The following is a 25,641-nucleotide window of genomic DNA, read 5'->3' on the forward strand; positions in this document are numbered from 1 at the left end:
TTAGTACCTTTGCCTTTGCCTTCGCCTTGGTGCTGCTGTCGGGTCTATCGACCTCGATTGGCGGCGCTTTGGCGGTGGGAAGGCGCCAGCCGGGGCCGGCTTTTATGGCCGCTGCACTGGGGCTTTCGGCCGGCGTGATGCTGTATGTCTCCTTTATGGAGATCCTGCCGGAAGGCATTGCGCAGCTTTCCGACGCCCTCGGCGAGGAAACCACCGGCACCTGGGCCGCCGTCGGGGCGTTCTTTGCTGGCATCGCCGTCATCGCCATCATTGACCGGCTCGTGCCGGAGGAGATTAACCCCCATGAGCCGGCCACCACGGCCGAAGAAGCCCGCCGCAAAAAGCTAATGAAAACCGGCGTATTTACCGCCTGCGCGCTGGGCCTGCACAATTTCCCCGAGGGGTTTGCCACCTTCCTATCCGGCCTGGATTCTAAGGAAGTTGCGGTGCCGGTGGCGGTGGCCATCGCCATTCACAATATCCCGGAAGGCATTGCGGTGGCTGTTCCGCTGCGCGAGGCCACTGGCTCCCGCAAGAAGGCCTTTTGGTGGGCCACCTTGTCTGGCCTGGCCGAGCCGCTCGGCGCGCTCATCGGCTTCGGCCTTCTCTTGCCGGTTATTGGGCCGGCGACGATGGGCATTAGCTTCGCCGCCATCGCCGGCATTATGGTCTTCATCTCGCTGGATGAGCTATTGCCCACCGCTGAGGAGACCGGCGAGCACCATCACGCTATCTACGGCTTGATTGCCGGCATGGCCGTGATGGCGGTTTCGCTGATGCTATTTATGTAGCCCGGCTATGCAGCCGGGCTACGGCGTTTTAAGCCTCCGCCGGCTGGGCGGAGGTGGCCGAGGTCTTGCCAAAGGAGGCCTTGACCGCCATCACGATGGTGGCAACGACTACGCCAAACACCAGGCCGCAGACCATGGAGATACCGGTATCTGCCAGCCACGCCAGGGCACCGTTGGAAATATTTTCGGTCACGGAGGCAATGAACTCGTGTGGCTGATCCATACCGAATTCGTGCAGGCCCTTGACCACGATATGGCCGCCGACCCACAGCATAGCGGCGGTACCGATGACGCCGATGATATCGAGTACGATCGGCATGCCCTTGACCAGAGCGGTGCCGATGGTGGAGTTGCCATTGTGGCGCTTATTGAGGGCTAAGCCGATATCATCCATCTTGACCAAGAGGCCAACGGCGCCGTAGACACCCAGGGTCAGCATGATGCCGACGAAGATGAGGGCACCGAGGCGCATCCAGAATGGCTCGTTGATGACCTCATTCAAGGAAATGACCATGATCTCAGCAGACAAGATGAGGTCGGTGGTGATAGCAGACTTAACTAGGCTGTCCTCGGCCTCGGCGCCCTTTTCCTGGACTGACTCGGTCTCCTTTTCCCGGTGGGGGAGAACGTGGTGCAAGATCTTCTCCGCACCTTCAAAGCACAAGAAAGTACCGCCGCACATCAGGATGGGGGTGAGCGCCCACGGCGCAATCCAGGAGAGGATCATGGCGATGGGCAAGATGATAACGAGCTTATTGATGAGCGAGCCCTTGGTAATGCGCCAGATCATCGGCAGCTCGCGCTGCGGCTTAATTCCCTCCACGTATTGTGGGGTTACGGCAGCATCGTCGACTACCACACCTGCGGCCTTCACGGAGGTCTTACCCGCAAGGGCGGCCACATCGTCAACGCTAGAGGCAGCGGAGCGGGCGATCAGGGCGACGTCGTCAAGCAGGGCAAAAAGGCCACCGGCCATAAATTATCCTTCTGGGGTTAAGGTGATGTTATCGGACCACGTTAAGTGTATCCCCTGATGCGCCAGCCAAGCCATCGCATCATCGCCGCTGCGAGTAATGCCCTCGACCGCGGCAAGTGTGGTGTCGATCGCCTTCTCGGCGTCCTCGGCGGAAATCAAGCCGGCGGAGGTAGCGGCAGAGAGTTCATCAATATCGAGCACGGAAATGGGCTCGCCGCGCGTGGCAACCAGATCCACATAAAGGTCGCGGGTGGTCCACACCGCGCCATCGCGCTGGATTTCGGCCACATCAATATAAAAGTCCTGGTGGACGTCTACACCAGGGCGGAAATGGAAGATATTGGCGCGCAGGTTGAGATCGGGCAGCAGCCACGATTCCAGGTAGCCAAAGCGCGGGTGATCGGCGCCGCGCGCCATGTAGAGGCCGAAATCCGTCTCGGTGTACGTGTCGACCTCGCGCAGGAAACCCTTGGGGTCGGTATTGGTGTACTCGGCGGTATTAAAGGTCTCGCGCTTGACCGGATGGAGATCCGCCGGCATCTACTTCACCTCAAGGAAGGCGGCGGTGGGGGCAAAATTGCAGCGGGATTCCTGGGTGTTTACGCCGCCAGAAAGCAGTGCGATGACGGTGCCCTTGCCAGTCTGGGCGGTGCCGGACAAGGTGGTAGGGCCGTCTTGATTGATGCCGTTGTTATTCAGTGGGGTGACGCCGCTGCGCAGGGTGTCAAGGTTGAACCACTGCACGTTCATCCCGCCTTGTTCGCGTGCGGCCGGTGGGGTGCCGAGGGCGGTGAAGAGGAAGACGGTTTCGCCAGGCTTTGCTCCCGGTGCTGGCATTTCGGTGGGGCCAGGAACAGCGATGGCCGAGCCCATGGCATCGCTGGTGCCGCCAATGCAGTGTGCGGAAACTGTGGGCCAGTAGAACTGGCGGAAGTTCGGGTTATTGCCCTCTGGCATGGCTACGCCGCCCTTGCCATTGCCGCCGCCGGCGAAGAATGCGAGGCCCGACAAGATGGCGTTGCGAACATCCTCGGGAATCCAAGGTTGTGCCGCAAAAGCGCGGATGCGGTCCTGGGTTTCCTGATTGGGGCGGCCGAGCTCGTCCAGCGGGCTATGGGAGGATGCCTGCTGCACCAAGGAAGAAAGATCCGGTGCGGAAGCCTGCGCTGGGGCGACGAGGGGAGAGGCGAGGCCAATGAGCGCGGCCGTGGCAGCGGCGATATAACCGGTGCGGCTGGACAGGTGCCAGGTGGTGCGGGCGTGGCTCACGTTATCAATTCCTTGGGTGCGGTCTCGGGAAGGGCGGTTAAACCCCAGTTGTCACATTCGTAACAATATTACCTACAGTAACGATAGTGATGGCTGGGGGAGTGTCAAGTGCTCTGGCAATCTATAAGATTTTTCGCCCGTTCTATACGGTGCGCTACGGGGTAAAGCCATCCCCAATGCTGCACTTGGCCCTTTAAGGGGGTATCGTGGGAGCTCGTTCAAGATCAATTTCGCGCGCGCAAGCGCTGTAGATCCTCCGAAGGAGAACCCCACTAGTGAGTAATACCGAGTTCCGTAATGTTGCCATCGTCGCGCACGTTGACCATGGCAAGACCACCCTGGTCAACGGCATGCTGGAGCAGTCCGGCGCCTTTGGTGACCACGGTGAACACACGGACCGCGTCATGGACTCCAATGATCAGGAGCGCGAGCGCGGCATTACCATTCTGGCCAAGAACACGGCTATTCACCGCAAGGGCCTGGGCAAGGACGGCCAGGACCTGATTATTAACGTCATCGACACCCCAGGCCACGCCGACTTCGGTGGCGAGGTCGAGCGCGGTATTTCCATGGTGGATGGCGTTGTCTTGCTCGTCGATGCCTCCGAGGGTCCGCTGCCGCAGACCCGCTTCGTGCTCACCAAGGCACTGGAAGCCAAGCTGCCGGTTATCATCTGCGTGAATAAGACTGACCGCCCGGATGCCCGCATCGACGAGGTTGTCTCCGAGTCCCAGGACCTGCTGCTGGAAATCGCCGCCGGCCTGGAGGATGAGGAAGCCGCGGCCGCCGCCGAGGAGCTGCTGGACCTGCCGGTTCTCTACGCTTCTGGCCGTGCTGGCGTTGCCTCCACCGAGAACCCAGGCGATGGCAACGTCCCTGAGGGCGAGGATCTGCAGCCGCTTTTCGACGTCATCTATAACGTCCTCCCAGAGCCTTCCGCTACCGTCGACGCCCCACTGCAGGCGCACGTGACCAACCTGGACGCCTCCGACTTCCTGGGCCGTATCGCGCTGCTGCGTATCTACGCCGGCCGCATCAAGAAGGGCCAGCAGGTGGCCTGGATTCACTACGACGAGGATGGCAATCAGCACACCAAGACCGTAAAGGTCGCCGAGCTGCTGCGCACCGTCGGCTTCGAGCGTCAGCCGGCCGAGGAGGCCATCGCCGGTGACATCGTTGCTATCTCCGGCATTTCTGACGTCATGATTGGTGACACCATCGCCGATCCGGAGCACCCAGAGGCCCTGCCGCGCATCACCGTGGATGAACCGGCCATCTCCATGACCATCGGCGTTAATACCTCCCCGATGGCAGGCCAGGGCGGCGGCGATAAGCTCACCGCACGTATGGTCAAGGCCCGTCTGGAGCAGGAACTTATCGGTAACGTGTCCCTGCGCGTGCTGCCTACCGAGCGTCCCGATGCTTGGGAGGTCCAGGGCCGTGGCGAGATGGCACTGTCCGTGCTCATCGAGTCCATGCGTCGCGAGGGCTTTGAGCTGACCATCGGCAAGCCGCAGGTTGTGACCAAGGAAATCGACGGCAAGACCTACGAGCCATACGAGATCCTCACCATTGACGCCCCGTCCGAGCACCAGGGTGCTATCACCCAGCTGCTGGCCTCCCGCAAGGGCCAGATGCAGGCCATGGACGTGCGCGAGGGCGACTGGGTACGCATGATCTTCCGTGTTCCTGCCCGCGGCCTCATCGGCTTCCGCACCCAGTTCATGACGGAGACCCGCGGTGCCGGCATCGCAAACTCCATTTCTGACGGCCTGGATGTCTGGGCCGGCGAGATCAAGTCCCGCCCAACCGGTTCCCTGGTGGCTGACCGCACCGGCCAGATCACCCAGTACGCGCTGATGCAGCTGGCTGACCGCGGTAACTTCTTCGTCGAGCCAGGCGCTGAGGCTTATGAGGGCATGGTCGTTGGTGCCAATAACCGCGATGAGGATATTGACATCAACATCACCAAGGAAAAGAAGCTGACCAATATGCGCTCCGCCACCGCGGATGCCACGGTCACCCTTGCTAAGGCACACACCCTTTCCCTGGAAGAGGCGCTGGAGTTCTGTGGCAACGACGAGTGCGTCGAGGTCGCCCCGGACGTTCTGCGCGTGCGCAAGGTGGAGCTTTCCGCTACCGACCGCAAGCGTGCTGCTGCTCGCGCGAAGCAGATGAATAAGTAAAAAGCCGCACCCTAGGTGGTGGTGATTGCCGCTGTCGTGGCCACCATCGCCGCAACCGCTGCCGCCTCCTCAACTACGGCCTTGACCGCAGAGGAGGCGGTTTTGTCGTACTCGACCTCTTCTTTGATCTCCTGAATGCGTGCCCGCATCTCGCGGCGCTTCATTCCCTCCGCGTCGTTTTTCAGCAGGGTATAGGCGCCGCTGACCTCGCGGAGGATATCCAGGATGATGACGTCATTGACCGTGGCTGGTCGCTGCGCCTCCAGGACTGCAACCAACCGTTCGCGCAGTTCCTTTTCCAGCTCCAGGTCCGTCATGATGTAGCGGTCGCCGCTAATCTGCCACCACTTGGCCTTTTCCACATCGAGCTGTCCATTCGCGTGGAAATCCAAGGCGATGATTTCCCGCGGGGTAAACCACGAAGCCTCCAACAGGCTCTGCATCCTGGTGGCCTTGTGCCGCTGCAGCTCTTCCCAAGCCCAAGCCAAGACGGGGTGCTCCGGGCGCTGTGGAGTAGTCTCTACCTTCTTTTTCTCACCGAGCTCTACGTGCCCGCCCAGTAGCAGGTCCGCGAGTACGGTGGCGCGCAGAGCGGCCTCATTATTGGACACCCAGTCTTCCTTCTTGCCGTTGTCCTTGGTCAGTAGAAGAAACATTTCTTGGCAGATGAGCATTGGGGTCTCCTTAATAGTTGCGGTCTGTGGCCAAGTCTAGCGCCAAAAATCTTCGTTTCGGCGGGGTGGAGGGACTAAAGTAGTCCGCGATGAAAAAGAATCCGGCTTCACCAAGGCGCGCGGCGTCGGCAATCGCAGCGGTACTCAGCACCGCCAGCCTTGCAATACTTAGCGCCTGCGCGGCTAACCCCGGCCCACCACCGGTGGTGGAGGAAAATTCCTCCGCGCTGCAAGAAGAACAGACCACCACCACGGCTACCCCGGACGAAGAGCAGCCGCAGGATGCTGACTCCGACAAGCGCCCCACCATCTCGGTGGGTGTGGACCCTCTGCGTGCGGGATTGAACCCGCACTTGGTGGCCAATAATTCCGAGCTGGTCGACCAGATTGCAGAACTGGTGTTGCCCTCGGCGTTCCACGACGGGCAAAGGGATGCCGATATCCTCGAATCCGCCTCTGAGGTCACCGCTCCTAAGGGCGTGGCGCAGCGGGTGCGCTACGTCATTGCCTCGCCCGCACAATGGTCCGATGGCACCCCCATTTCCGGCGCGGACTTTAGCTACCTGTGGAAGCAGATGACCACCACCGCTGGTGTGCGCGATCCCGCCGGCTACCACGCCATATCGGCCGTCAATACCTCCGATGGCGGCCGCGTAGTCACCGTGGACTTTTCCCAGAAGGTGAAAGATTGGCACCTGCTTTTCCATAATTTGCTGCCTTCCCACCTGCTGCAGGACGATAACTTTGGCTCTGCGTTAGCCGATAAGATTCCGGCATCGGCCGGGCGCTTCCTCGTCGATAGCGTGGACCGCGGCCGCGGAGTCATTACCTTGAACCGAAACGACCGCTTCTGGGGTGCTAATCCGGCCCAGGTGGACGTCATTCAGCTGCGCGAGGTACGCGATAGCACCCAGGCGCTCAATATGCTGCGCTCCGAGCAGATTGGTTTCGCGGACTTTACCCCGGATCAAACCTCGCAGGAGGCACTGGGTCTTTTAGGGCATGTTTCCGATAAGACACTGACCCGCCCGCGCCAACTGCGCCTGCACATGTCCACCGCGGATGGAGCGCTGGAAGAAAGGGCAGCGCGCCGCGGATTGGCCTCGCTGATTGATACGGACCAGGTCGCGCGCTTGGCCACCGGCCGCGCTTCCAACCTAGAGCCCGGGAATAACCCGATAAGCAAGGATGTGGATCTCACTGCGCTGCGCACCCGCGCTAGTAAGAAGCCGATTCGCTTTGCGGTAGACCCCACCAGCCCCACGGCCTTGGCTGCGGCCAATACGCTTTATGACGTCCTCGAAGCCCACGGGATCGCTGCCGAGGTGGTGTCCGAACGCCTGACCACGATCACCTCCAAGCTCCTGCCCGAAGGCGAGGTGGATGCGGTAGTGACCTGGGAGGATATCTCACTGAACTCGGTGTCCGCGGCGAATATCTTCAGCTGCGATGACAAACAGCCGCTCGCCGGCGACCTGTCCGGAATCTGTCCGGAGAACGCGGATGAGATTCGCGAGGAGATTTTGTCCGGAGCCATGAGCCCGAAGGAAGCGCTCGGACGCATTCGAGATGTGAACTCTAAGGAGGCCCTCTACGTGCCTTTGGTGGATGAGACGCGTATCCACGCGCTCGGGGAGGGTATTGTAGGCCCCGGCCAGAGCATTGATGATTGGGACGAGGGTCTTATCACCGCGCCCCGCTGGAGGATAGATGAAGACTAAGGACTTAACCGGCTACCGCGTGGTGGCAGTGCACGCCCACCCGGATGATGAAACCCTCTTTATGGGTGGCACCCTGGCCACTCTAGCCGCACGCGGCGCCGAAGTTTCCGTCATTACGCTTACCTTGGGCGAGGATGGCGAGGTCATCGGCGAGCCTTACCAAGGCCTGGCCGATCATGATCAGCTCGGCGGTTTCCGCGCCCGCGAATTGGCCAATGCCCTCGATGCGCTGGGCGTCAAGGGAGTTCAATTGGGCGGATTCGGGCATTTCCGCGACTCTGGCATGGCGGGTTCTCCCTCGCACGATAACCCCCGTGCGTTGGTCAATCGCATCGAGGAGGCCGCCGAGTTTCTCAGCGACGAGCTCGAAGCCATCCAGCCCCACGCCATCCTCACCTACGGGCCCGATGGCGGCTACGGGCACCCGGACCACATTGCGGTGCATGAGGCGGTGATGAAGGCGGCTGCGCCAAGCACGCGCATTTGGTACGGCATTTTTGAACGCGCCGCCAACTATGCCGGCTTGGACACCCTGGATGCGCCGGCCGGGTGGACCAAGCCCAGCCAGGAGTACCTAGACAATTTCACCAACGAGGGCGCCGATGTCACCGTCGCTCTTTCCGACGCCGCCCTTGACGCCAAGCGCTGCGCCATGCGCGCCCACGCCTCCCAAATCTGGGTGGCCGATGGCTCCACCACCCGCACCAACCCCGAGGCCGCCGTGGCCGCGCTGCACGAACCCGAGCAGGTGCCCGGGGCCTATGGACTATCCAATCTGCTGGTCATGCCCCTGCTGCGCGCCGAGTACTTCCAGCTGGGACAGGGTGAGCCGGCCGATGACCTGCTGGGCGGCCTGTAATGCGCACGGATTTTAGTCGCGGCGAGCAGGTCACCGGCCTAGTGTGGCTGGCCATCGGCGCGTTGCTATCGGTCTTCCTCGAGGTCATCTACCTCACCGCGCGAATTCCGCTATCCAATGGGGCGAGCGTGGCCTTTCCCATCACCATCCTGCTTGCGTGGTGGTTTAATTCCGTGCTTACCCGCACTGCCCGGCTATGGAGTCCCGCGCCGGCGGTCGGCGCCATCCCGCTCATCGTCTGGTGCCTGGGCTTTTTCGCCTTCATGCTCCTCGTACCGATGACAGGAGACATGCTCTTGGCCAATAATATTCTCAGCCTGCTCCTGCTTTTGGCCGGGATAGGCGGGGGCGTTTGGCCATTTTTCAAGCAGAAGTGACATACTATTAATCACCCCAAATCCGAGAAATCAGGAAGCTTCAAGGAATCTCCATGACTTATACGATCGCACAGCCTTGCGTTGACGTAATGGACCGCGGCTGCGTTGAGGAATGCCCTGTTGACTGCATCTACGAGGGCAAGCGCATGCTCTACATCCACCCGGATGAGTGCGTGGACTGCGGCGCCTGCGAGCCAGCTTGCCCGGTCGAGGCCATCTTCTACGAGGATGACGTTCCCGATGAGTGGCTGGACTACAACGACGCCAACGCAGCCTTCTTCGATGACCTGGGCTCCCCGGGCGGCGCGGCGGCCCTCGGCCCACAGGACTTTGACGTCCCGATGATTGCCGCGCTTCCGCCACAGAATCAGGAGTAAGACATGGCACGCACACCGCTAGGAAAGACGCTTCCAGACTTCCCCTGGGATTCGCTGGCCGGCGCCAAGAAGAAGGCCCAGGCCCACCCGGGTGGAATCGTTGACCTCTCGGTGGGCAGCCCCGTTGACCCTGTGTCCCCAGGCGTGCAGCTCGCGTTGACCGCAGCCGCGCAGAACTCTGGTTACCCGCAGACCGCCGGCACCCCGGAGCTGCGCGAGGCCATCGCCGCCGCGCTCACCCGCCGCTATAATATGCAGGTTGACCGCGTCCTGCCGGTGGTCGGCACCAAGGAGGCCATCGCCTGGCTGCCCACGCTTCTGGGCATGCGCGGTGAGACCGTCGCTTTCCCCTCGGTGGCCTATCCCACCTATGAGGTGGGCGCCCTGCTCGCCGGCGCCACGCCGCTGCGCGCGGATTCCGATTTCCAGGATGCCTCCCTGGTCTTTTTGAACTCGCCGTCCAATCCCACCGGCCGCGTCCTCAGCGTGGAGGAACTGCGCCGCATCGTGGCGTGGGCGCGGGAGACCGGCGCCATCATCGCTTCCGATGAGTGCTATATGAGCCTGGGGTGGAACGACGATAATCCGCCGGTATCCATCCTTGATCCGCGCGTGACCGATGGAGATAACACCGGGCTCATCGCCATGCATTCGTTGTCTAAGACCGCGAATATGGCCTCCTACCGCGCCGGCTTCTTCGCGGGCGATAACGAGCTCATCGCCGAGCTGCTCCAGCTGCGCAAGCACGCCGGCCTCATCGTTCCAGGTCCCATCCAGGCCGCCATGGTCGCCGCGCTAAACGACGACGACACCGAGGCGCTCCAGCGCAACCGCTACGCTTCCCGCCGTGCGGTGCTCATGCACGCGCTTGTCGACGCCGGCTTTACCATCGATCACTCCGATGCCGGCATGTACCTGTGGGCCACCCGCGGCGAGAATTGCCGCGATACCATCGACTGGCTTGCTGAGCGGGGCATCCTCGCGGCTCCGGGTGACTTTTACGGCCCAGCCGGCGAGAAGCACGTGCGCATCGGCCTCAATGGCACCGATGAGCGCATCGATGCCGCCGTCGACCGCCTCGCCGGTGCCTAATTCCGGCAGGCCTCCCAGCCGCGCGGGCATTTCGCCGCGCAAAACGGTCCTGCGCGGCCGCGTGCCCGAGGAAGGGGAGTACTTCGCCGCCCGTGCCGGCGATTCCCCGTTTCCACCCGGCACCGCGCTGCCGCCCGGCGCCGTGCTCCCGCACCCCGTGCCGGCGTGGTACCACCCCTCCGTTCCTCCGGAGCGCCCGATTCCTTTCGACTACTCCGTGGTCCACGTCGACCACGACCTCATCGTGGCCGATAAGCCGCACTTCTTGCCCACGACCACCAACGGCCGCCTCCAGCGCGAAACGCTGCAAACCCGCCTCCGCGTGGATTTTGGCGAAGACGACATCGTACCCCTGCACCGCTTGGATCGCCTGACCGCTGGCCTCGTCATCTGCTCCCGCAATCCCGACACCCGCGCCGCCTACCAGCGCATCTTCCTGGAGGGGAGTGCGGTGAAGAGGTATCGGGGCGTCGTCAAGCAGTCGCTTTTCGTAGACCGGGAAATCACCCTGCGCATGCACAAGCCCCGCGGGGCGCGCCAGGTGCTCGTCGCCCCCGACGGCGCGCCCACCTCCACGTTTGTGCGGGCCGCCGGCCGAGAGGTGACCATGTGGCCGCGCACCGGCCATACCCACCAGCTGCGCGTGCTGCTCAATCACCTCGGCCACCCGCTGCTTGGCGACGATACCTATCCCACCCCGCGCGAGCTCGACCTCTACGACTTCCGAACCCCGCTCGCCCTGCTCCACGAGGCTATAACTTTTATAGATCCTCTATCACATTCCGAGCGTCAATTTTTCAGTTCCCAGGCCTTAAGAACTACAATCGAGTAGTTATTTAATCACTGGCTAGAAAGGCGGCCCATGGCAGACCTCAGCGTGGCGCGCTTTGTGTCCAATTTTGGGCAGTTTCTCAAATTCGGCATCGTTGGCGGTTCGGGAACCCTAGTGAACTTGGTTGCTTCAGTCATCGCCAAAAAATGCGGCTGGGCGTTCTTCGAAGCGATGCCCAATGACCCGCTGGTCAACCTCTTCGGAACCCAATTTCACCTGCGCTGGTTCATGCTGTATTCCACCATCGCTTTCTTGGTCGCGAATACGTGGAACTACCAACTCAACCGCATGTGGACCTTCAAATCCGTAACTAAGGTTTCCTGGCTGCGCGGCTTCTTCCCGTTCCTACTTACCGGACTCGGGGCATTCCTCGTTTCCATTGCTATCCAGCACTTTTTAATGAATCCCACCTCTCCGCTGCATCTGCCGGCCGATATTCTGGATGATTCCACCGGCCTGCGCACTATGTATTACTGGGCAAATGCGATTTCTATCATCGTGGCGATGCCTATCAACTTCGTTATTAACAAGTTGTGGACCTTCCGCTCGGAGCCGAAGGCGACTCAGGTCGTCCACGAAACTGAACCTGCCTAGCCAGATCCGGGGCCGGCCTCACCCGCCTTGCTCCGAACCGCCCCAATTCCCCAACACCCTTTGGCTCCATCGCCCTTCGCGCTCACCAGCGCACGGCGATGGGGCTTTTTCTTGCTGCCGGTGAGCGCGAAGGGAGCGTCGGTAAGCAAAGCTCCCGTAGCGGTCACCGGCATGCCTTCGACGACGGTGGGTGAGCCTCTCGGTGAGCGTGAAGGGGCGGTACCTCCCCACGCGCTCACTGGGGCAGAAAACGCGGGAACCCGCCGTCCGCAGTGAGCGCGAAGGGCGGGGTGAGGGCCGAGAGGTTAGTCTTCGAGCTCGGCATCCAGGCGAGCCTGGTCGCGGCGGTGCTGGCGGCGACGGATGAAGGGGGTGAGGATTAGTACGGTGATTGCACCGACGGCGGTGCCGAGGAGGTAAGAGGCGGGGTTGTGGCCGTCGGCAGGCGCGTAGGCGTTATAGGCAATGCCGACGAACATGGCGATGAGCGGGATGAAGTAGAGGGCCATTGCGGTCCAATTTCGGCCCACCGGTGGGGTGGCGACGCGTTGACGCATCCACGCGGTGCCGATCGTGTTGCCCAGGATGGACGGTACGAGCGCGAGGAAACACAGCATGCTCATTCGGCCGGGGAGGACCCAGGCGAGGATTGCAGCGACGACGAGCTCGAGGAAGGGGATGAGAGTGATGGCAATTGCGCTGGCTTTGTAGAGCGTGTCGCGTTCGAATTCATCGCGAGTGGCGCGTTCAATTTCAGTTTGGGTGTAGTTGGCGATGGCGTTAATCATGTTGTTCGGCTCCAAAGATTTCTTCGACGGTTTTTCCAAGTTCGTGGCAAATGTCCAGCGCGAGGTGCACGGAAGGGGAGTAATTGCCCCGTTCGATATTGGCAATAGTCTGGCGGGAGACGCCGGCTTTTTCAGCGAGTTCGGCTTGTGATAATTCGAGCCAGCGGCGCCACTTGCGGACCATGTTGGGGTGCTCGGCCATCCGGACTCCTTTACTGTCTGTCTTGCTTACACGTCTTAATGTAAAGGATAGTTGTCATCTAGGCAAATGTCTCACACATAGATGCCACTTCCAGTAAGGCTGAGCTGCTGAGGTCGGAAGCTCAGGGTTGCGGCCTTTTAGCACCTCAATAGTGGCTTTGATAAGCAGGATGGCTTCGCTGAGGTGGTAGTTGATGTCGTCGGCAGTAAAGCGCAAGACCGTATACCCGTGGGCGACGGCCGCGTTTTGTTTGGAGCGGTCAGCTTGAAAGGCCACGCTGTGTTTGTGGTATTCCCAGCCATCGACTTCCACCAGGAGCCTTCCAATCCTGAGATCAAAGCGGTACCCAGCAATGAGAGCATTGTGTTCTGGGAAAATTCCTACAGCGCGCAGCTTTCTGCTTAAAGTGCACTCCGGTGGGCTATCCGCTCCAATCGCAGCGTGCCGGATCGTCTCCTTTAGAGACCTCGGGACACGCCGCATTCGCCGACTGTCCATTTCTAGACGGCCGGGTCCGTGCTTTCCCCGATAGTGTTCTTCCAAAAGAGGCCTGCACGCACGCGAAATCCTACGTGCGGCCCACAACGGTTGCACCACCGGAAGGCCGTTGACTTTGTGCGTGGCTTGAAGTCGCGAATGTGAAACGCGAAAGTTCTTTCCCTTCAAAGTGCGCGGTCCCTCCGCTTCCAGAGGAAATGTCAGCTGCCGGCCGAGGTAAATCTCCTGCGCCGTCTTTCCCGTGAAGTGGATGCGGCTGAGCCCATGCGCCAGTGCCCGCGCCACCGCCCAGGGCGTCCATTCATCGGTGTAAATCCCCCGATGCACGCGAAAGAGCTTCCCCTCGCGTACCTTGCGACGAATCGCATCTTTGCTCAAACCTTGCCCGCGTAGTTCCGCGGTAGTCCATTCCCCCATGGGGCTTAACCTAAGCGGTCGTGTTGGGCTGAAGCTACGCGCGTCGCGGCATCCTGTGGATAACCCGGGGTTCGGAGGCAATCTTCCGCTGCGTGGTTCGGATGGCTGTGGATAACTGCCCTTCGCGCTCACCGGCGGCCCCGGATGGCCCCGATTTGTGCTCCCCGTGAGCGCGGCGGGGGCCGTGGGCAGAGCTCGCCCTTGGCGCTCACCAGGTGATGAAAAAGAGAGACCCCGCCTTGTGCCGGTGAGCGCGAAGGGCGGGGAGTGGCCAAAGGCGGGGTGTGCAAGGGCGGGGCGTGGCCGAGGGTGGAGGGAAGGGGCGAGGTGAGCCCCTGGGATAAGGGGGCTAGGTCAGAGGCAGCGTCGAGGTCGGGTTGATGCCGCGAACCTTGGAATTGATGACGCCGGCGAGGGCGAGCACCGCGAACATGGCGGCGGCGGAGAGGAGTTGGGTACGGGCGGTGGCGTCGGTAAGCATGAGCACAGCGATGGCCGCAAAGAGGGCGAGGGCGAACCAAGTGAGGTAGGGGAAGGCCCACATGCGGATGGGGAGGGGATGGAGGGCCTCGAGCTGGCGGCGCAGGCGCAGCTGGCTGACGGCGATGAAGACCCAGACGATGAGCAGGGAGGCGCCGGCGGCGTTGAGCATGAAAGTAAGAAGCCAACCGGTATCGGCGTAGTTGAGCACGACCATGACGGCCGAGAGGAGGACGGACAGGCCGATGGCGGTGGTGGGAACGCCGTCCTTATTGGTGGTGGTGAAGATGCGCGGGGCCTCGCCGCGGGAGGCTAGGGAGTGCATCATGCGGGAGGAGGCGTAGATCTGCGAGTTGAAGGCGGAGAGTAGCGCGAGGACGATGACGACTTCCATGATGCCGGCCGCGCCCGGGATGCCGGCGCGTTCGAGAACCATGGTGAAGGGCGATTCCGCGGCCGTGGAGGCACCGCCCAGGATGGAATAGGGCAAGAGGAACGTGATGACCAGGACGGAGCCCAAGTAGAACACGGAAATGCGCAAGATGGTGGAGCGCACGGCATTGACCAGGGACTTCTCTGGGTCCTCGGACTCAGCAGAAGCGATAGCAACCACCTCGATGCCGCCGAAGGCGAAGGCCACTGCGAGCAGGCCGGCCGCGACGCCGCCGAGGCCATTGGGCATGAAGCCGTCCTCTAGGAAGACGGAGGTGCCGATGAAGGAATGACCGGGCAGAAGGCCTAGGATGAGCAGCGCGCCGATAATGAGAAAGGCCACGATTACGATGACCTTGATGAGGGCGAACCAGTACTCGAATTCGCCGAAGCTGCGCACGCGCAGCAGGTTGATGATGCCGAAGAGGACCACGCAAACGGCGGCGGGGATCCACGGCGAGACGTTGAACCAGGAGCCAATGAAGCCGGCCGCGCCGGTGATTTCGGCGCCAAGGACGGCGACGGTGGCTAGCCAATAAATCCAGCCCTGGGTAAAGCCCGCCCAGCGGCCGATGCCGTGTTCGGCGTATTCGGAAAAGGAGCCGGAGGCGGGGATAACGGTGCCCATCTCGCCCAGCATCTGCATCACCAAAATGGCCAGAAAGCCAGCGATGACGTAGGCGAGGAGCACGGCGGGGCCGGCGGCGGAGATGCCGACGCCGGTGCCCAAGAAAAGTCCGGCACCGATGGTGGAGCCTAGCCCCATCATCGTCAGGTGGCGGACCTTCAGACCAGAACCGAGGGTGGAGGAGTTATCAGTCACCCCTCCATCTTATTTTGCCCGATTGGTCTATAGGAATCGGGGGTATTAATTCTTGTGCAGCTCGTCGTTAAGCGCGACGGCCTCGGACTTCCACTCCACGGCCTCAACCGCACCGGAGACGGAGTTGCGGCGCAGCAGCATGCCGGAGGCGCCGGAGAGCTGGGAGCCCTTGACGTTCTCGCCATTATCAACGCCCAGTGCTTCCGCGACCTTGCCAAAGACGGTTACCTTGGTGCCGGCGGTGACGTAGAGGCCGGCTTCGACCACGGCGTCGTCGCCAAGCGAAATGCCAATGCCGGAGTTGGCGCCGAGGAGGCACCGCTCGCCAATGGAAATGACCTCCTTGCCGCCGCCGGATAGGGTGCCCATGATGGACGCGCCGCCGCCGATATCGGAGCCATCGCCCACGACGACGCCCGCGGAGATGCGGCCCTCCACCATGGAGGCACCCAGGGTGCCGGCGTTGAAGTTGACGAAGCCCTCGTGCATAACGGTAGTGCCCTCAGCCAGGTGGGCGCCCAGGCGCACTCGGTCTGCGTCACCAATGCGGACGCCGGACGGTACAACGTAGTCCACCATGCGGGGGAATTTGTCCACGGAGTAGACAACGACCGGGCCGCGGGAGGCCAAGCGGCCGCGCACCATCTGGAAATCGGATACGGCGCACGGACCGTAGTTGGTCCAGACCACATTATTGAGGTGGCCGAAGATGCCATCCATATTCAGGCCGTGCGGCTTGACCGCGCGGTGGGACAGGAGGTGCAAGCGCAGGTAAGCATCGTAGGTATCGACGGGGGCGTCATCCAGATCCTTGATGGAGGTCTCAACGGCAACGCGGGCCACGCCACGCTCCTCGTCCGGGCCCGCCAGCGCGGAGAACTGCTGGGGAACCTCCTCCAAGCGCTTGGTTTCGGTGGTCTCTACGTTCTTATCGGTGTGTACGGCCGGAAACCATACGTCCAAGACGGTGCCGTCATGGGTAATGGTTGCTAGGCCGCGTGCGGATGCAGAAGTCATGCCCGCTAGCTTAGCAACTACTTCCGCGCCCCCGCGCGCTGGCCGGTGGGAAGCACAAAGGACAAGATAACGAGCACCGCAGCCAGGATGAGCACCGAGATGACCTGGTTGCGCGCGGCCGGATCAAAGAGCATCAGCAGGGTCAGTCCGGCCAGGGCGGCGGCCGTAACCCACGGAAGCCAGGGGAAGCCGGGTACGTGGATCTCGGTCAGCTCGCCGTTCTTGCGCAGCACGGGGTGCAACTTGATAAAGGACGCGACGATGAAGGCCCAGATGACTAGCAAGCACCCTCCGACCGCGTTGAAGAGGAATGCCAGAAGCCCCGGCGGGTTCCAGAACTGCAGGCCCACCGAAGCGAAGGCGAAGACCATGGACAACATGACTGCGTTGATGGGGGATCCGGCGCGGTTTTGCTTGAGGAAGAATCCCGGGGCGCAGTGGTCCTTGGCCATATCAAAGACCAAGCGAGAGGTGGCGTAAATCTGCGCGTTGAAGGCAGACAGCAGTGCTAGGGCGATAATCGCTTCCATGAAGCCGGCCGCGAAGGGAATCTTGGCGGCCGCTAGCACCAGGGTGAAGGGGGAATCGGCCGCGACATCGGCGTCCTGGATGGAGCTAAACGGCAGCGCCATGGTGATCACCACGATGGAGCCGATGTAAAAAATCATGATGCGCACGATGATGGCGCGCACCGCGGTGGCGACGTTGTGCGCCGGGTCCTCGGACTCGGCCGCCGCGATGGTCACCAGCTCGATGCCGCCAAAGGCAAAGGCGACGGCCAGCAATCCGGCGGCGAATCCAGGCATGCCATTGGGCAGGAAATTATCGGTGAAGCTGCTACCGGCCAAGGAGACATCCATGCCCGGCAGGATGCCCAGCGCCATAAGTGCGCCGATGACGAGGAAGGCGACGATGACTCCGACCTTGATGATGGCAAACCAGAACTCGAACTCACCAAAACCGCCCACGGCCGCGAAGTTGACCACCGCGAAGAAGGCCACAGCAATAAACGCTGGAATCCACGGGGCAATATCGAACCAGTTGGAAATGATGGCGGCCGCGCCGGTGATTTCGGCACCCATGACCATGATCAGCATGAACCAGTAAATCCACCCCATGGTAAAGCGCGCCCAGTGACCGAAGGCCTGGCCGGCGTAGGTAGAAAATGACCCCAAAGAGGGGCGGGCGGCGGCCATCTCACCAAGCATCCACATCACCAGTGCGATGAGCGCGCCGGCCACGGCATAGGAGATGAGCACGGAGGTGCCGGAAATCTGGATGCCGAGGCCGACGCCGAGGAAAAGACCGGCGCCTACGGCAGAGCCAAGGCCCATCATCGTGAGATGACGGGATTTCAATTGAGTGGCTTCGGCCATTGTTATCACCTTAGGGAGGACGAATTATTTGCAGTGAAGTGAACTTTACACAATGCGGTGAGCTGCGCGGAGCGCTAGCATGGCGCTTTGTGACTTTAGATCTATATGCAGACCCCATCGAACTAACCAAGGCGCTCGTGGATATTCCGAGCCCCTCCCACCATGAGGAGGCCATCGCAGACGCCATCGAAGAAGCGCTGCGCGGATTGGACGTCGAGGTTGCCCGCTACGGAAATACCGTGTGCGCCCGCACGAACCGCGGACTAGATTCCCGCGTGGTGCTCGCCGGCCACATCGATACCGTTCCGTTGGCAGAAAATGTACCGCATCACATGGAAACCTCTGAAGACGGGGTGGAGATTATGTGGGGCTGTGGCACTGTGGACATGAAGTCCGGCATGGCCGTCTACCTCAATGCTTTTGCCCAGCTGCACGAAGCGAACGAGCTAAAGCATGACCTCACCGTCATCGCCTACGAGGGGGAAGAGGTGGCTACTGAATTTAATGGTTTGGGCCACCTGCAAAAAGACCACCCGGAGTGGCTCGAGGGCGACTTCGCGCTCTTAGGCGAGCCCTCCGGTGCCATGGTGGAGGCCGGCTGTCAGGGCTCCATCCGCCTGCGCGTTACCGCCCACGGCACCCGCGCGCACTCGGCCCGCGCGTGGCTCGGATCCAACGCAGCACACAAGCTCGCGCCCATCATGAGCCGCATCGCCGCCTATGAGTCCCGCGATGTCACCATCGATGGCTGCACCTACCGCGAGGGCCTCAACATCGTCCACCTCGAGTCCGGCGTGGCCACCAATACGCTGCCGGATGAGGCGTGGATGTTTGTAAACTTCCGCTTCGCGCCGGACCGCACAAGCGACGAGGCGCTGGAGTACATGAAGTCCATCATCGGCGAGGAAGAAGATGTCACCATCGAAATCGATGACATCGCCCCCGCCGCCCAGCCTGGCTTGGGCCAGCCAGCGGCCAAGGCTCTTATCGACGCCGTCGGGGGCAACGTCCGCGCCAAGTACGGCTGGACCGACGTCGCCCGCTTCTCCGAAATGGGCACCCCGGCCGTAAACTTTGGTGCCGGCGACCCCGGGTTCGCGCACAAGAAGGACGAGCAGGTCCCCACCGCGCAGATCACCGAAGTATCCACCGCCCTCTTGAACTACCTGAAGGGATAGACCATGACCCCTGAGCAGATGCGCACCCTGCGCGGCCCGATGCTGCTGCGCACCGAAGGCGAGCAGGCCTCCACTTTTGACCAACGGCTCTTGGAGTCCGGCGCGGACCATGAGTGGCAGCACGCCGATCCATGGCGCGTCTTGCGCATCCAAGGCGAGTTCGTCGCTGGTTTCGATGCGCTTTCCAAGCTGCCGAAGGCCGTTACCGTCTTCGGCTCCGCCCGCACCACGCCGGAAGATGCGAGCTACCAGCTGGGCGTCGAGGTTGGCCGCAAGCTGGCCGAGCACTCCTATGCCGTTATCACCGGCGGCGGCCCCGGCATCATGGAGGCAGCCAACCGCGGCGCCCACGAGGCCGGCGGGCTCTCCGTGGGCCTGGGCATCGAGCTGCCCCACGAGCAGGGCCTTAACGAGTATGTGGATCTGGGCCTGAATTTCCGCTACTTCTTTGCCCGCAAGACGATGTTCTTGAAATACTCGCAGGCCTTCATCTGCCTGCCTGGCGGCATGGGCACGATGGATGAGTTCTTCGAGGTCATGTGCATGGTCCAGACCGGCAAGGTGACCAATTACCCCATCGTGCTCATGGGCACCGAGTACTGGTCCGGCCTGCTGGAATGGATGGACAACACGCTCGCGGCTAATGGCTATATTAACGAGGACGACCGGGAGCTTTTCCTGCTTACCGACGACCCCGATGAGGCCCTCTCCCACATCATCCAGCGCCACCAAGTCATGAGCGATAAGCGCATCAGGGAGCCGCGTTGAGCCTCGCGCGTGTGATGGCGATTGTCAATCGCACCCCGGATTCCTTCTATGACAAGGGCGCTACCTTTGACCTCGACCCAGCGTTGCGCCGTTGTGATGAGGTGATCGCGGCCGGTGCGTCGATCGTCGATATCGGCGGCGTCAAAGCTGGCCCCGGCAAGGCCGTGGACGCGGCGGAGGAAATCGACCGCGTGGTGCCGACCATCGAGAAGGTGCATGAGCGCCACCCGGATGTGCTCATCTCCGTCGATACCTGGCGTAGCGAGGTGGCAGAGGCCGCCATCGCAGCCGGCGCCGGCCTGGTCAATGACACCTGGGCCGGCTGGGATCCAGAGCTGATTGAGGTCGCCGGCCACCACCGTGTGGGCTACGTGTGTTCGCACACCGGCGGCATTACCCCGCGCACTCGGCCGCATCGCGTCCACTTCGATGACGTGGTGGCCGATGTCATCGCGGAAACCACTCAACTGGCCGAGCGCGCCGCCTCCCTCGGCTGCCCGGAGGATATGACCTTCATCGATCCGACGCATGACTTTGGCAAGAACACCTTCCACGGGCTCGAGCTCCTGCGGCGCATCGACGAGGTCGTGGCCACCGGTTGGCCGGTGCTCATGGCGCTATCCAATAAAGACTTCGTGGGCGAGACGCTCGACCGCGGAGTAGGAGAGCGCGTGGCCGGCACCCTGGCCGCCACCGCGTGGTCCGCGGCCCGCGGCGTGGCCGCCTTTCGCGTGCACGAGGTGGCCGAGACCGCCGATGTCATACGCATGACCGCCGCCATCCAAGGCGAGGTCGCCCCGCTAGCAACCACGCGAGGCCTTGCATGAACGTCTCCGTTATCATTCCAGCGCTCAACGAGGAGGGCACTGTCGCGGACGTCGTGCGCGCCTGCCTCGCCGATGAACCGTTTGAGGTGCTCGTCATCGACGCCGACTCCACCGACGCCACCGCCTCCCGCGCTGCCGCCGCCGGAGCGGACGTGCACAATTGGCGCGATATCCTTCCAGGGGAACCGCGCCCCGGGAAGGGGGAATCCCTCTGGCGCGGGGTTGCCGCGGCGAAGGGAGACATCGTCGTCTTTGTCGACGCCGACCTTGAATCCGCCGCACCCGGCATGGTCTCGGCCTTGGCCGCGCCCTTCGCCGACCCAGCGGTGGAGATGGTCAAAGCCCGCTACCGGCGCAGCCTCAACGGCCAGCCCACCGGCGGTGGCCGCGTGACCGAACTGACCGCCAAGCCGCTCATCAAGCAGTTCTTTCCCGAGCTCGCCCACATCGATCAGCCCCTTGGAGGCGAATACGCCCTGCGCCGCGCCACCGCCCTAGAACTGCCCTTCGTGGAGGGCTATGGGGTGGAAGCGGGGCTAATGGTGGACGTCGGCAAGCGGGGCACAATCGCACAGGTAGACCTGGGCACGCGGGTACACCGCAACCGGCCGCTGCACGAGCTGGCACCGATGGCCGAGGTGGTCACCCGCACGCTGCTCGCCCGCGCCGGAGTCATCGCGCCCGTTGCTCAACGCCCGCCGCTAAAAGGTAAGGTTTAAGCCATGCTGTCTTGGATTATGCTCCTCCTTGTTCTCATCGCCCTGACCGTCATCGGCACCTGGGTATGGGGTTCCATTTTTGGCCGCGGCGAGGTTATGCACCCGCTCGACGAGCCGCAGAAGGTGCGCGAAAATAACCGCGCCGCACTCCGCGAAGGCCGCCTTGACCAGGTGAAATTCGAAGTAGTTCCCCGTGGGTACCGCCAGGATCAGGTGGACGATCTCCTCGCGCAATTGGAGGAACAACTATCTTCCGCGCAGAAAAGGTCTAAGCTGGAAGGAAAAGAAGTTAACTAAAAGGAGACTCACTATGGCAGCAATGAAGCCGCGCACCACGGGCGGAGAAATGGAAGCAGTAGAGGAGTCCCGCAAAATTGTCATGCGCATCCCCTCGGATGGAGGCGGTCGCATCGTCATCGAGCTGAGCAAGGACGAGGCCGCCGAGCTCGGTTCTCTGTTGACCGAGGTTTCTAGCTAGTCTAGGTACATGCTTTCTCATATCGTCGACATACTGGCCGATCCCAACGATGGCACCGCGCTTTCTGGTGCCGATGATTTCTCTCGCCTCGTTTCGGAATCCGGCCACTCTTATGATGTGGCCAAGCAGGGCTACGTCACCCTGGCAGCCGGCGCCGGACTCAAGCACAAGGGCGATGACATGGATATGGTCAACGCCCGCGAGACCTATTTGGCCATGGGCCACTTCGCGCCCTTCGTCGAGGCGGTAACCGGGGCCGTCCAGGACGCACTGGATTCCGCCTCCTTGGCCGAGTCCACGCCCGCCTCCCTCCTCGAGGTGGGTGCCGGCACCGGCTACTACCTGGCGCATACTCTGGACTCCATCGCGGAGGCCCGCGGCGTCGGCCTCGACATTTCCCCGCACGCCGCGAAGCACTTGGCTAAGTGCCACTCGCGCGTCGGTGCCGTCGTGGCCGATGTGTGGGAGCGCCTGCCCATCCGGGATGAGTCCGTCAACGCAATCTCCGTCGTCTTCGCCCCGCGCAATCCCGCCGAGTTCCAACGCGTGCTCGCCCCGGGTGGCCAGGTCATCGTCTTGACCCCGGGCGCCGGACACCTGGATGAGCTGCGCGAGCCGCTCGGCATCCTCGGCGTTGAAGAGGGCAAGGTCGAGCGCATGTATGAGCAGGCCGAGGGCTTCCTCGAGCAGGCGGCGGACCCGGTCGATATCTCGTTCCCCATCGAGCTTGATAAGGCCTCCGTCGCCGCTCAGGTCGGCATGAGCCCGTCCGCGCGCCACATCAGCGCCGGCGAACTCGCCGAGCGCATGGCCGCACTGCCCCCGACGCTCACGGTCACCGCCCGCGCCCGCCTGGACCGCCTTCGCGCCGTCTAAGCCCCCGGCCTGCGACAGCCACCTCCACCGCCCTTCGCGCTCACCGGCAGCGCGTGGGGCGGTTCTTTCGTCTCCCCAGTGAGCGCGAGGGGAGGTTCCTCACCCTTGCCGCTCACCGGCGTACGCTTGCCGACGCCCCAGCTTCTCCTCGTGAGCGCGAAGGGCGCGTGTGAGGGAGCGAGGGGAGACGCGGCCCAACGGAGCGAGGCCGAAAACGCGCAACCCCGCCCTTGCCGCTCACCGAGGGAAGCGGAACCGCGGTGGGCAGCTGCGCTGGTGAGCGCGAAGGGCGGGGAGGGGACGGGCCGGGTGAGGCGGCGCTGAGAGCTGGGGTTAGAGCTTGGAGCCGGAGCGCTGCCAGTCCTGCTCGATGACGGCATCGCCGGAGGTCTCGACTTGCAGGCCGGAGCAGCCGCCTTCGAAGTAGACGCGGGAGGCCATCGCGATGAGGCCACCGTCGACGAAAACCTCAACGGTGGAGCCGTCTTGGATGATGGTGAGGGTATCGGAGTCGCCTTCGGCAAGCGTGGCGGTGGCGGGTTCGGAATCGGCGAAACAGTGGTCGAAGGCCTTGTTCATGGAGCGATCGAGGCTGATGTCATCGCCGGAGTGGCAGATGGTGGCGGCGGGGTCACCGGCGCCGTCGAGAAGCGTGACCGTTACGCAGGAACCGGAAGGGACCTCCATGACGCCGGTCCAGGAACGGGCGTAATCGGAGAGCTTGACGGCATCGGGTAAGCCAGGGGCGGGTGCTTGGTAGAGGACGCCGCCTTCGAGGGTGACTCGACGAGGCAGGGACAGGGCATTGGCCCAGCCTTCGGCCTCCCAGGAGGCGTGCTTGGTGGCGTCGTCGCCGCGGCCATTGCCGTTGAGGAGACCGACGATGACGGCGCGCTCGTAGCGCTGCTCTGGGGTGAGAGTGCCGGTAGTGGTGTTGGTACTGCGCGGGCGGGAGAAATCATGGCCGAAGTCCACGCGGCGGAAGCCGGAGACCACGGTAAAGGTGGTGCCCTCCAGCCGGCCGACGAGGTAACCGGAGACGTCGCGGCCGCCGCGCTCTAGGGTGACGAAGAGGACGTCGTAGATATTGCCGTCTACCTCATCGCGCAGGCGAACCAGGCGTGGGGAGACGACCGGTGGGATGGGCGAGGTGGCGGGGACTTCGCCCTCGAGGAAGCCAGGGTCGCCGTCGAAATTGAGGCTGCCCCGCAGGCGCCAGGACACGCCATCGGTGGATTCGAGGATGACGGGAACCGGGGCGTCGGAGTGGCCGGTGAGCGCGAGCATGAGCCAGCCGTCGTGGCCGTCATCGCGGTCCTCGGAGGCCCAATCGGGCACCACGGAGGGGGAGCGGAAGTGATCAAAGTTGCGGGTATTGCCTACGACCTCGCCAAAACGAACAACATTGGGGTCGAGGGCTTGCGGGTCATCAGAGACCTCGCAGATCTCGTCCACGTCAGCGTAGCGGGCGAGGTGAACGGCGATTCCGGCGGCGGTCACGGAGGTGAAGTAGAGATGGATATCGTCCGGGCCTTGGGCTACGGAACCTGCGCGCAGGGAGAGCTCGCCGCCGACGGGGGCGAGGACATCGTCGCAGTCCAACCAGTCAAAGGGAGACTCTTCGGAGTAGGTGTGTCCCCAGCGGGCAGGGGAGTCTGCGGTGGGGCGGTACTGGTAGAACAGGTGCCAGGTATCGCCGTCGCGCAGGATACCAGCGGGGGCGTCGAGGACGCCGTCTTCGGGGACAAAATGCAGTTCGGGGCGGTGAGTTGTCACGGCTATCCTTCCTTAAATCAAGCTGCGGTAGATATCGACGGTCTGGGCGGCAATGGTAGCCCAAGAGAAATCGCGAATGGCGCGCTCGCGGCCGGCGCGGCCGAAATCGGCGGCGCGCTCTTTATCGACGGCGAGGTCATTGACGGCGGCGGCGAGGTCGGCTTCGAAGGCGGCGGTAGCGGCGGCGTCGTATGGCACCAGCACACCGGTCTCGCCATCGACCACAACCTCCGGAATGCCGCCTACGTTGGAGGCGACAACGGCCGTGCCGCAGGCCATAGCTTCCAGGTTGACGATGCCGAGCGGCTCGTAGATGGACGGGCAAACAAACACATCCGCACCGGAGTAAATCTGCTGGACCTCGTTGCGCGGGAGCATGTCCTTGACCCAGAAAATACCATCGCGCTGGGCGCGCAGCTCATCCACCAGCGCCTCGGTCTCCGCCGCGATTTCGGGCGTATCGGGCGCGCCGGCACACAGCACCAGCTGGATATCCGGGTCGAATTTCTGCGCCGCCTGCAACAGGTGCTTCACGCCTTTTTGCCGGGTAATGCGGCCGACGAAGGCAACGATGGGGCGTTGCTTATCGACGCCCAGCTTGTCCAACACATCTCCCTCTCGTGGCTGCCACAGCTCGGTGTCGATGCCGTTGAGGACAACGTGGACCTTGGAGGCGTCGATCCGTGGGTAAGCATCAAGGATGGAGTCCTTCATGCCGGCGGAGACGGCGATGACGGCGTCGGCATATTCCATGGCGTTCTTCTCGGACCACGAGGAAACGTCATAGCCGCCGCCGAGCTGCTCGCGCTTCCACGGGCGGTGCGGCTCCAGCGAGTGGGCGGTGACCACATGCGGAATATCGTAGAGCTGGGCGGAGAGGTGGCCGGCAAGACCCGTGTACCACGTGTGGGAATGGGCGATGTCGATATCGGAGGCGGCATCGGCCATGCGAAGCCCAGTGGACAAAGTCTTAAGCGCGCCATTAGCACCCTCAAGTGCGGGGTCCACGCCGTGGACAAATACGTCTTCTTCTTCGCGCGGGGAGCCCATGCAGTGCACGGAGACATCGATGATATCGCGCATAAAACGGGTGAGTTCAGCTACGTGAACTCCGGCCCCGCCGTAGATTTCCGGCGGGTATTCTTTGGAAAAGATTCCGGCTCTCATGCCCACCCAGAATACGTATCTCTGGTGCCGCGTGCAGAAATACGGGATGGGGGTAGAAATGTGCATATATC

28 protein-coding genes are annotated in these 25,641 nt (G+C 62.6%); 16 read left to right on the plus strand and 12 right to left on the minus strand.

Translation table 11 applies throughout. The features are described from left to right. Positions 1-791, plus strand: a 791-nt coding sequence (zupT, locus tag QKD99_RS03520; RefSeq protein ID WP_347950722.1) for a zinc transporter ZupT, incomplete at its 5' end; no start/stop codon positions are given. A gap of 28 nt (positions 792-819) precedes the next feature. Here zupT and QKD99_RS03525 read toward each other — a convergent pair. The 3 genes from QKD99_RS03525 to QKD99_RS03535 are packed head-to-tail and all read right to left on the minus strand — an operon-like array spanning position 820 to position 3,036. Then, a complete protein-coding gene (locus tag QKD99_RS03525) occupies positions 820-1,767 on the minus strand; it encodes a DUF808 domain-containing protein (protein ID WP_347950723.1) in 948 nt (315 codons plus the stop codon). A gap of 3 nt (positions 1,768-1,770) precedes the next feature. Next, positions 1,771-2,307, minus strand: coding sequence for a DUF402 domain-containing protein (locus tag QKD99_RS03530; protein WP_005323560.1), 537 nt, complete (start codon positions 2,305-2,307; stop codon positions 1,771-1,773). Further along, positions 2,308-3,036, minus strand: coding sequence for a hypothetical protein (locus tag QKD99_RS03535; protein WP_347950724.1), 729 nt, complete (start codon positions 3,034-3,036; stop codon positions 2,308-2,310). It lies immediately after the preceding gene. A gap of 275 nt (positions 3,037-3,311) precedes the next feature. Between QKD99_RS03535 and typA the strand changes: the two genes are divergently transcribed. Continuing rightward, a complete protein-coding gene (gene typA, locus QKD99_RS03540; protein WP_284766354.1) occupies positions 3,312-5,222 on the plus strand; it encodes a translational GTPase TypA in 1,911 nt (636 codons plus the stop codon). A gap of 11 nt (positions 5,223-5,233) precedes the next feature. Here typA and QKD99_RS03545 read toward each other — a convergent pair whose 3' ends face one another. After that, positions 5,234-5,896: a GPP34 family phosphoprotein gene (locus QKD99_RS03545; protein WP_347950725.1), complete on the minus strand. Its 663-nt coding sequence runs from the start codon at positions 5,894-5,896 to the stop codon at positions 5,234-5,236. A gap of 89 nt (positions 5,897-5,985) precedes the next feature. Between QKD99_RS03545 and QKD99_RS03550 the strand changes: the two genes are divergently transcribed. From QKD99_RS03550 to QKD99_RS03580, 7 genes are read left to right on the plus strand one after another with little or no spacing between them, the layout of a single operon-like run. Further along, positions 5,986-7,617, plus strand: a complete 1,632-nt coding sequence (locus tag QKD99_RS03550; protein WP_347950726.1) for an ABC transporter family substrate-binding protein — start codon at positions 5,986-5,988, stop codon at positions 7,615-7,617. After that, entirely contained in the window at positions 7,607-8,476 is an 870-nt protein-coding gene (locus QKD99_RS03555; protein ID WP_225747162.1) for a PIG-L family deacetylase, read from the plus strand. The genes QKD99_RS03550 and QKD99_RS03555 overlap by 11 nt, the downstream gene beginning before the upstream one ends. Beyond that, complete coding sequence (locus QKD99_RS03560; RefSeq protein ID WP_225747161.1) at positions 8,476-8,853, plus strand: hypothetical protein; 378 nt, start codon at positions 8,476-8,478, stop codon at positions 8,851-8,853. The genes QKD99_RS03555 and QKD99_RS03560 overlap by 1 nt, the downstream gene beginning before the upstream one ends. A 53-nt stretch (positions 8,854-8,906) precedes the next feature. Beyond that, positions 8,907-9,230 carry a ferredoxin gene (fdxA, locus tag QKD99_RS03565; protein ID WP_005327491.1) on the plus strand — a complete coding sequence of 108 codons (324 nt, stop codon included), beginning with the start codon at positions 8,907-8,909 and terminating at the stop codon, positions 9,228-9,230. A 3-nt stretch (positions 9,231-9,233) separates the two neighbouring features. After that, positions 9,234-10,322 carry a succinyldiaminopimelate transaminase gene (gene dapC, locus QKD99_RS03570; RefSeq protein ID WP_347950727.1) on the plus strand — a complete coding sequence of 363 codons (1,089 nt, stop codon included), beginning with the start codon at positions 9,234-9,236 and terminating at the stop codon, positions 10,320-10,322. Next, positions 10,279-11,154 (plus strand): pseudouridine synthase, encoded by an 876-nt coding sequence (locus QKD99_RS03575; RefSeq protein WP_347950728.1) that lies wholly within the window; start codon positions 10,279-10,281, stop codon positions 11,152-11,154. Before dapC ends, QKD99_RS03575 begins: the two co-directional genes overlap by 44 nt. A gap of 30 nt (positions 11,155-11,184) precedes the next feature. Beyond that, the gene (locus QKD99_RS03580) at positions 11,185-11,748 is read left to right on the plus strand and encodes a GtrA family protein (RefSeq protein ID WP_269953321.1); all 564 of its coding nucleotides are present in this window, start codon (positions 11,185-11,187) and stop codon (positions 11,746-11,748) included. A 305-nt stretch (positions 11,749-12,053) separates the two neighbouring features. Here QKD99_RS03580 and QKD99_RS03585 read toward each other — a convergent pair whose 3' ends face one another. The 6 genes from QKD99_RS03585 to QKD99_RS03610 all read right to left on the minus strand — a co-directional run bounded on the left by QKD99_RS03585 (position 12,054) and on the right by QKD99_RS03610 (position 17,781). Beyond that, entirely contained in the window at positions 12,054-12,536 is a 483-nt protein-coding gene (locus QKD99_RS03585; protein ID WP_269953322.1) for a transcriptional regulator, read from the minus strand. Further along, on the minus strand, positions 12,529-12,738 hold the full coding sequence (locus tag QKD99_RS03590; RefSeq protein WP_239206842.1) for a helix-turn-helix transcriptional regulator: 210 nt from the start codon (positions 12,736-12,738) through the stop codon (positions 12,529-12,531). The genes QKD99_RS03585 and QKD99_RS03590 overlap by 8 nt, the downstream gene beginning before the upstream one ends. A 54-nt stretch (positions 12,739-12,792) precedes the next feature. Beyond that, positions 12,793-13,653: a type IV toxin-antitoxin system AbiEi family antitoxin domain-containing protein gene (locus QKD99_RS03595; protein ID WP_338130267.1), complete on the minus strand. Its 861-nt coding sequence runs from the start codon at positions 13,651-13,653 to the stop codon at positions 12,793-12,795. 349 nt (positions 13,654-14,002) lie between these two features. Then, entirely contained in the window at positions 14,003-15,334 is a 1,332-nt protein-coding gene (locus QKD99_RS03600; RefSeq protein ID WP_338130269.1) for an amino acid permease, read from the minus strand. 99 nt (positions 15,335-15,433) lie between these two features. Next, positions 15,434-16,405 carry a 2,3,4,5-tetrahydropyridine-2,6-dicarboxylate N-succinyltransferase gene (dapD, locus tag QKD99_RS03605; protein WP_347950729.1) on the minus strand — a complete coding sequence of 324 codons (972 nt, stop codon included), beginning with the start codon at positions 16,403-16,405 and terminating at the stop codon, positions 15,434-15,436. A 17-nt stretch (positions 16,406-16,422) separates the two neighbouring features. Then, positions 16,423-17,781 (minus strand): amino acid permease, encoded by a 1,359-nt coding sequence (locus tag QKD99_RS03610; protein ID WP_297846750.1) that lies wholly within the window; start codon positions 17,779-17,781, stop codon positions 16,423-16,425. Between the two features lie 89 nt (positions 17,782-17,870). Between QKD99_RS03610 and dapE the strand changes: the two genes are divergently transcribed. The 7 genes from dapE to QKD99_RS03645 are packed head-to-tail and all read left to right on the plus strand — an operon-like array spanning position 17,871 to position 22,627. Then, entirely contained in the window at positions 17,871-18,959 is a 1,089-nt protein-coding gene (gene dapE, locus QKD99_RS03615; RefSeq protein ID WP_284844057.1) for a succinyl-diaminopimelate desuccinylase, read from the plus strand. Between the two features lie 3 nt (positions 18,960-18,962). Beyond that, a complete protein-coding gene (locus QKD99_RS03620; RefSeq protein ID WP_347950730.1) occupies positions 18,963-19,727 on the plus strand; it encodes a TIGR00730 family Rossman fold protein in 765 nt (254 codons plus the stop codon). Between the two features lie 14 nt (positions 19,728-19,741). Beyond that, positions 19,742-20,554 (plus strand): dihydropteroate synthase, encoded by an 813-nt coding sequence (gene folP / locus QKD99_RS03625; protein ID WP_294165309.1) that lies wholly within the window; start codon positions 19,742-19,744, stop codon positions 20,552-20,554. Further along, positions 20,551-21,273, plus strand: coding sequence for a glucosyl-3-phosphoglycerate synthase (locus QKD99_RS03630; protein ID WP_347950731.1), 723 nt, complete (start codon positions 20,551-20,553; stop codon positions 21,271-21,273). Before folP ends, QKD99_RS03630 begins: the two co-directional genes overlap by 4 nt. Before the next feature lie 3 nt (positions 21,274-21,276). Beyond that, positions 21,277-21,570 carry a DivIVA domain-containing protein gene (locus QKD99_RS03635; protein WP_005327512.1) on the plus strand — a complete coding sequence of 98 codons (294 nt, stop codon included), beginning with the start codon at positions 21,277-21,279 and terminating at the stop codon, positions 21,568-21,570. A 13-nt stretch (positions 21,571-21,583) separates the two neighbouring features. Then, positions 21,584-21,751, plus strand: a complete 168-nt coding sequence (locus QKD99_RS03640) for a DUF3117 domain-containing protein (protein WP_005323535.1) — start codon at positions 21,584-21,586, stop codon at positions 21,749-21,751. Positions 21,752-21,760: 9 nt separating this feature from the next. Further along, the gene (locus QKD99_RS03645; protein WP_284844055.1) at positions 21,761-22,627 is read left to right on the plus strand and encodes a methyltransferase domain-containing protein; all 867 of its coding nucleotides are present in this window, start codon (positions 21,761-21,763) and stop codon (positions 22,625-22,627) included. Between the two features lie 333 nt (positions 22,628-22,960). Here QKD99_RS03645 and QKD99_RS03650 read toward each other — a convergent pair whose 3' ends face one another. Both QKD99_RS03650 and glgA read right to left on the minus strand, forming a co-directional pair. Further along, positions 22,961-24,403, minus strand: coding sequence for a GH32 C-terminal domain-containing protein (locus QKD99_RS03650; RefSeq protein WP_347950732.1), 1,443 nt, complete (start codon positions 24,401-24,403; stop codon positions 22,961-22,963). A gap of 12 nt (positions 24,404-24,415) precedes the next feature. Next, positions 24,416-25,570, minus strand: a complete 1,155-nt coding sequence (gene glgA / locus QKD99_RS03655; protein ID WP_297553471.1) for a glycogen synthase — start codon at positions 25,568-25,570, stop codon at positions 24,416-24,418. Positions 25,571-25,641 lie beyond the last annotated feature (71 nt).

Source organism: Corynebacterium sp. c3Ub_189, assembly GCF_039907195.1.
Lineage (GTDB): Bacteria > Actinomycetota > Actinomycetes > Mycobacteriales > Mycobacteriaceae > Corynebacterium.

Coding starts and splice junctions, on each gene's coding strand:
- QKD99_RS03525 (WP_347950723.1), bottom strand. CDS start 1,767: ATGGCCGGTGGCCTTTTTGCCCTGCTTGACGACGTCGCCCTGATCGCC.
- QKD99_RS03530 (WP_005323560.1), bottom strand. CDS start 2,307: ATGCCGGCGGATCTCCATCCGGTCAAGCGCGAGACCTTTAATACCGCC.
- QKD99_RS03545 (WP_347950725.1), bottom strand. CDS start 5,896: ATGCTCATCTGCCAAGAAATGTTTCTTCTACTGACCAAGGACAACGGC.
- QKD99_RS03550 (WP_347950726.1), top strand. CDS start 5,986: ATGAAAAAGAATCCGGCTTCACCAAGGCGCGCGGCGTCGGCAATCGCA.
- QKD99_RS03555 (WP_225747162.1), top strand. CDS start 7,607: ATGAAGACTAAGGACTTAACCGGCTACCGCGTGGTGGCAGTGCACGCC.
- QKD99_RS03560 (WP_225747161.1), top strand. CDS start 8,476: ATGCGCACGGATTTTAGTCGCGGCGAGCAGGTCACCGGCCTAGTGTGG.
- fdxA (WP_005327491.1), top strand. CDS start 8,907: ATGACTTATACGATCGCACAGCCTTGCGTTGACGTAATGGACCGCGGC.
- dapC (WP_347950727.1), top strand. CDS start 9,234: ATGGCACGCACACCGCTAGGAAAGACGCTTCCAGACTTCCCCTGGGAT.
- QKD99_RS03575 (WP_347950728.1), top strand. CDS start 10,279: ATGAGCGCATCGATGCCGCCGTCGACCGCCTCGCCGGTGCCTAATTCC.
- QKD99_RS03580 (WP_269953321.1), top strand. CDS start 11,185: ATGGCAGACCTCAGCGTGGCGCGCTTTGTGTCCAATTTTGGGCAGTTT.
- QKD99_RS03585 (WP_269953322.1), bottom strand. CDS start 12,536: ATGATTAACGCCATCGCCAACTACACCCAAACTGAAATTGAACGCGCC.
- QKD99_RS03590 (WP_239206842.1), bottom strand. CDS start 12,738: ATGGCCGAGCACCCCAACATGGTCCGCAAGTGGCGCCGCTGGCTCGAA.
- QKD99_RS03595 (WP_338130267.1), bottom strand. CDS start 13,653: ATGGGGGAATGGACTACCGCGGAACTACGCGGGCAAGGTTTGAGCAAA.
- QKD99_RS03600 (WP_338130269.1), bottom strand. CDS start 15,334: ATGATGGGGCTAGGCTCCACCATCGGTGCCGGACTTTTCTTGGGCACC.
- dapD (WP_347950729.1), bottom strand. CDS start 16,405: ATGACTTCTGCATCCGCACGCGGCCTAGCAACCATTACCCATGACGGC.
- QKD99_RS03610 (WP_297846750.1), bottom strand. CDS start 17,781: ATGGCCGAAGCCACTCAATTGAAATCCCGTCATCTCACGATGATGGGC.
- QKD99_RS03620 (WP_347950730.1), top strand. CDS start 18,963: ATGACCCCTGAGCAGATGCGCACCCTGCGCGGCCCGATGCTGCTGCGC.
- folP (WP_294165309.1), top strand. CDS start 19,742: ATGGCGATTGTCAATCGCACCCCGGATTCCTTCTATGACAAGGGCGCT.
- QKD99_RS03630 (WP_347950731.1), top strand. CDS start 20,551: ATGAACGTCTCCGTTATCATTCCAGCGCTCAACGAGGAGGGCACTGTC.
- QKD99_RS03635 (WP_005327512.1), top strand. CDS start 21,277: ATGCTGTCTTGGATTATGCTCCTCCTTGTTCTCATCGCCCTGACCGTC.
- QKD99_RS03640 (WP_005323535.1), top strand. CDS start 21,584: ATGGCAGCAATGAAGCCGCGCACCACGGGCGGAGAAATGGAAGCAGTA.
- QKD99_RS03645 (WP_284844055.1), top strand. CDS start 21,761: ATGCTTTCTCATATCGTCGACATACTGGCCGATCCCAACGATGGCACC.
- glgA (WP_297553471.1), bottom strand. CDS start 25,570: ATGAGAGCCGGAATCTTTTCCAAAGAATACCCGCCGGAAATCTACGGC.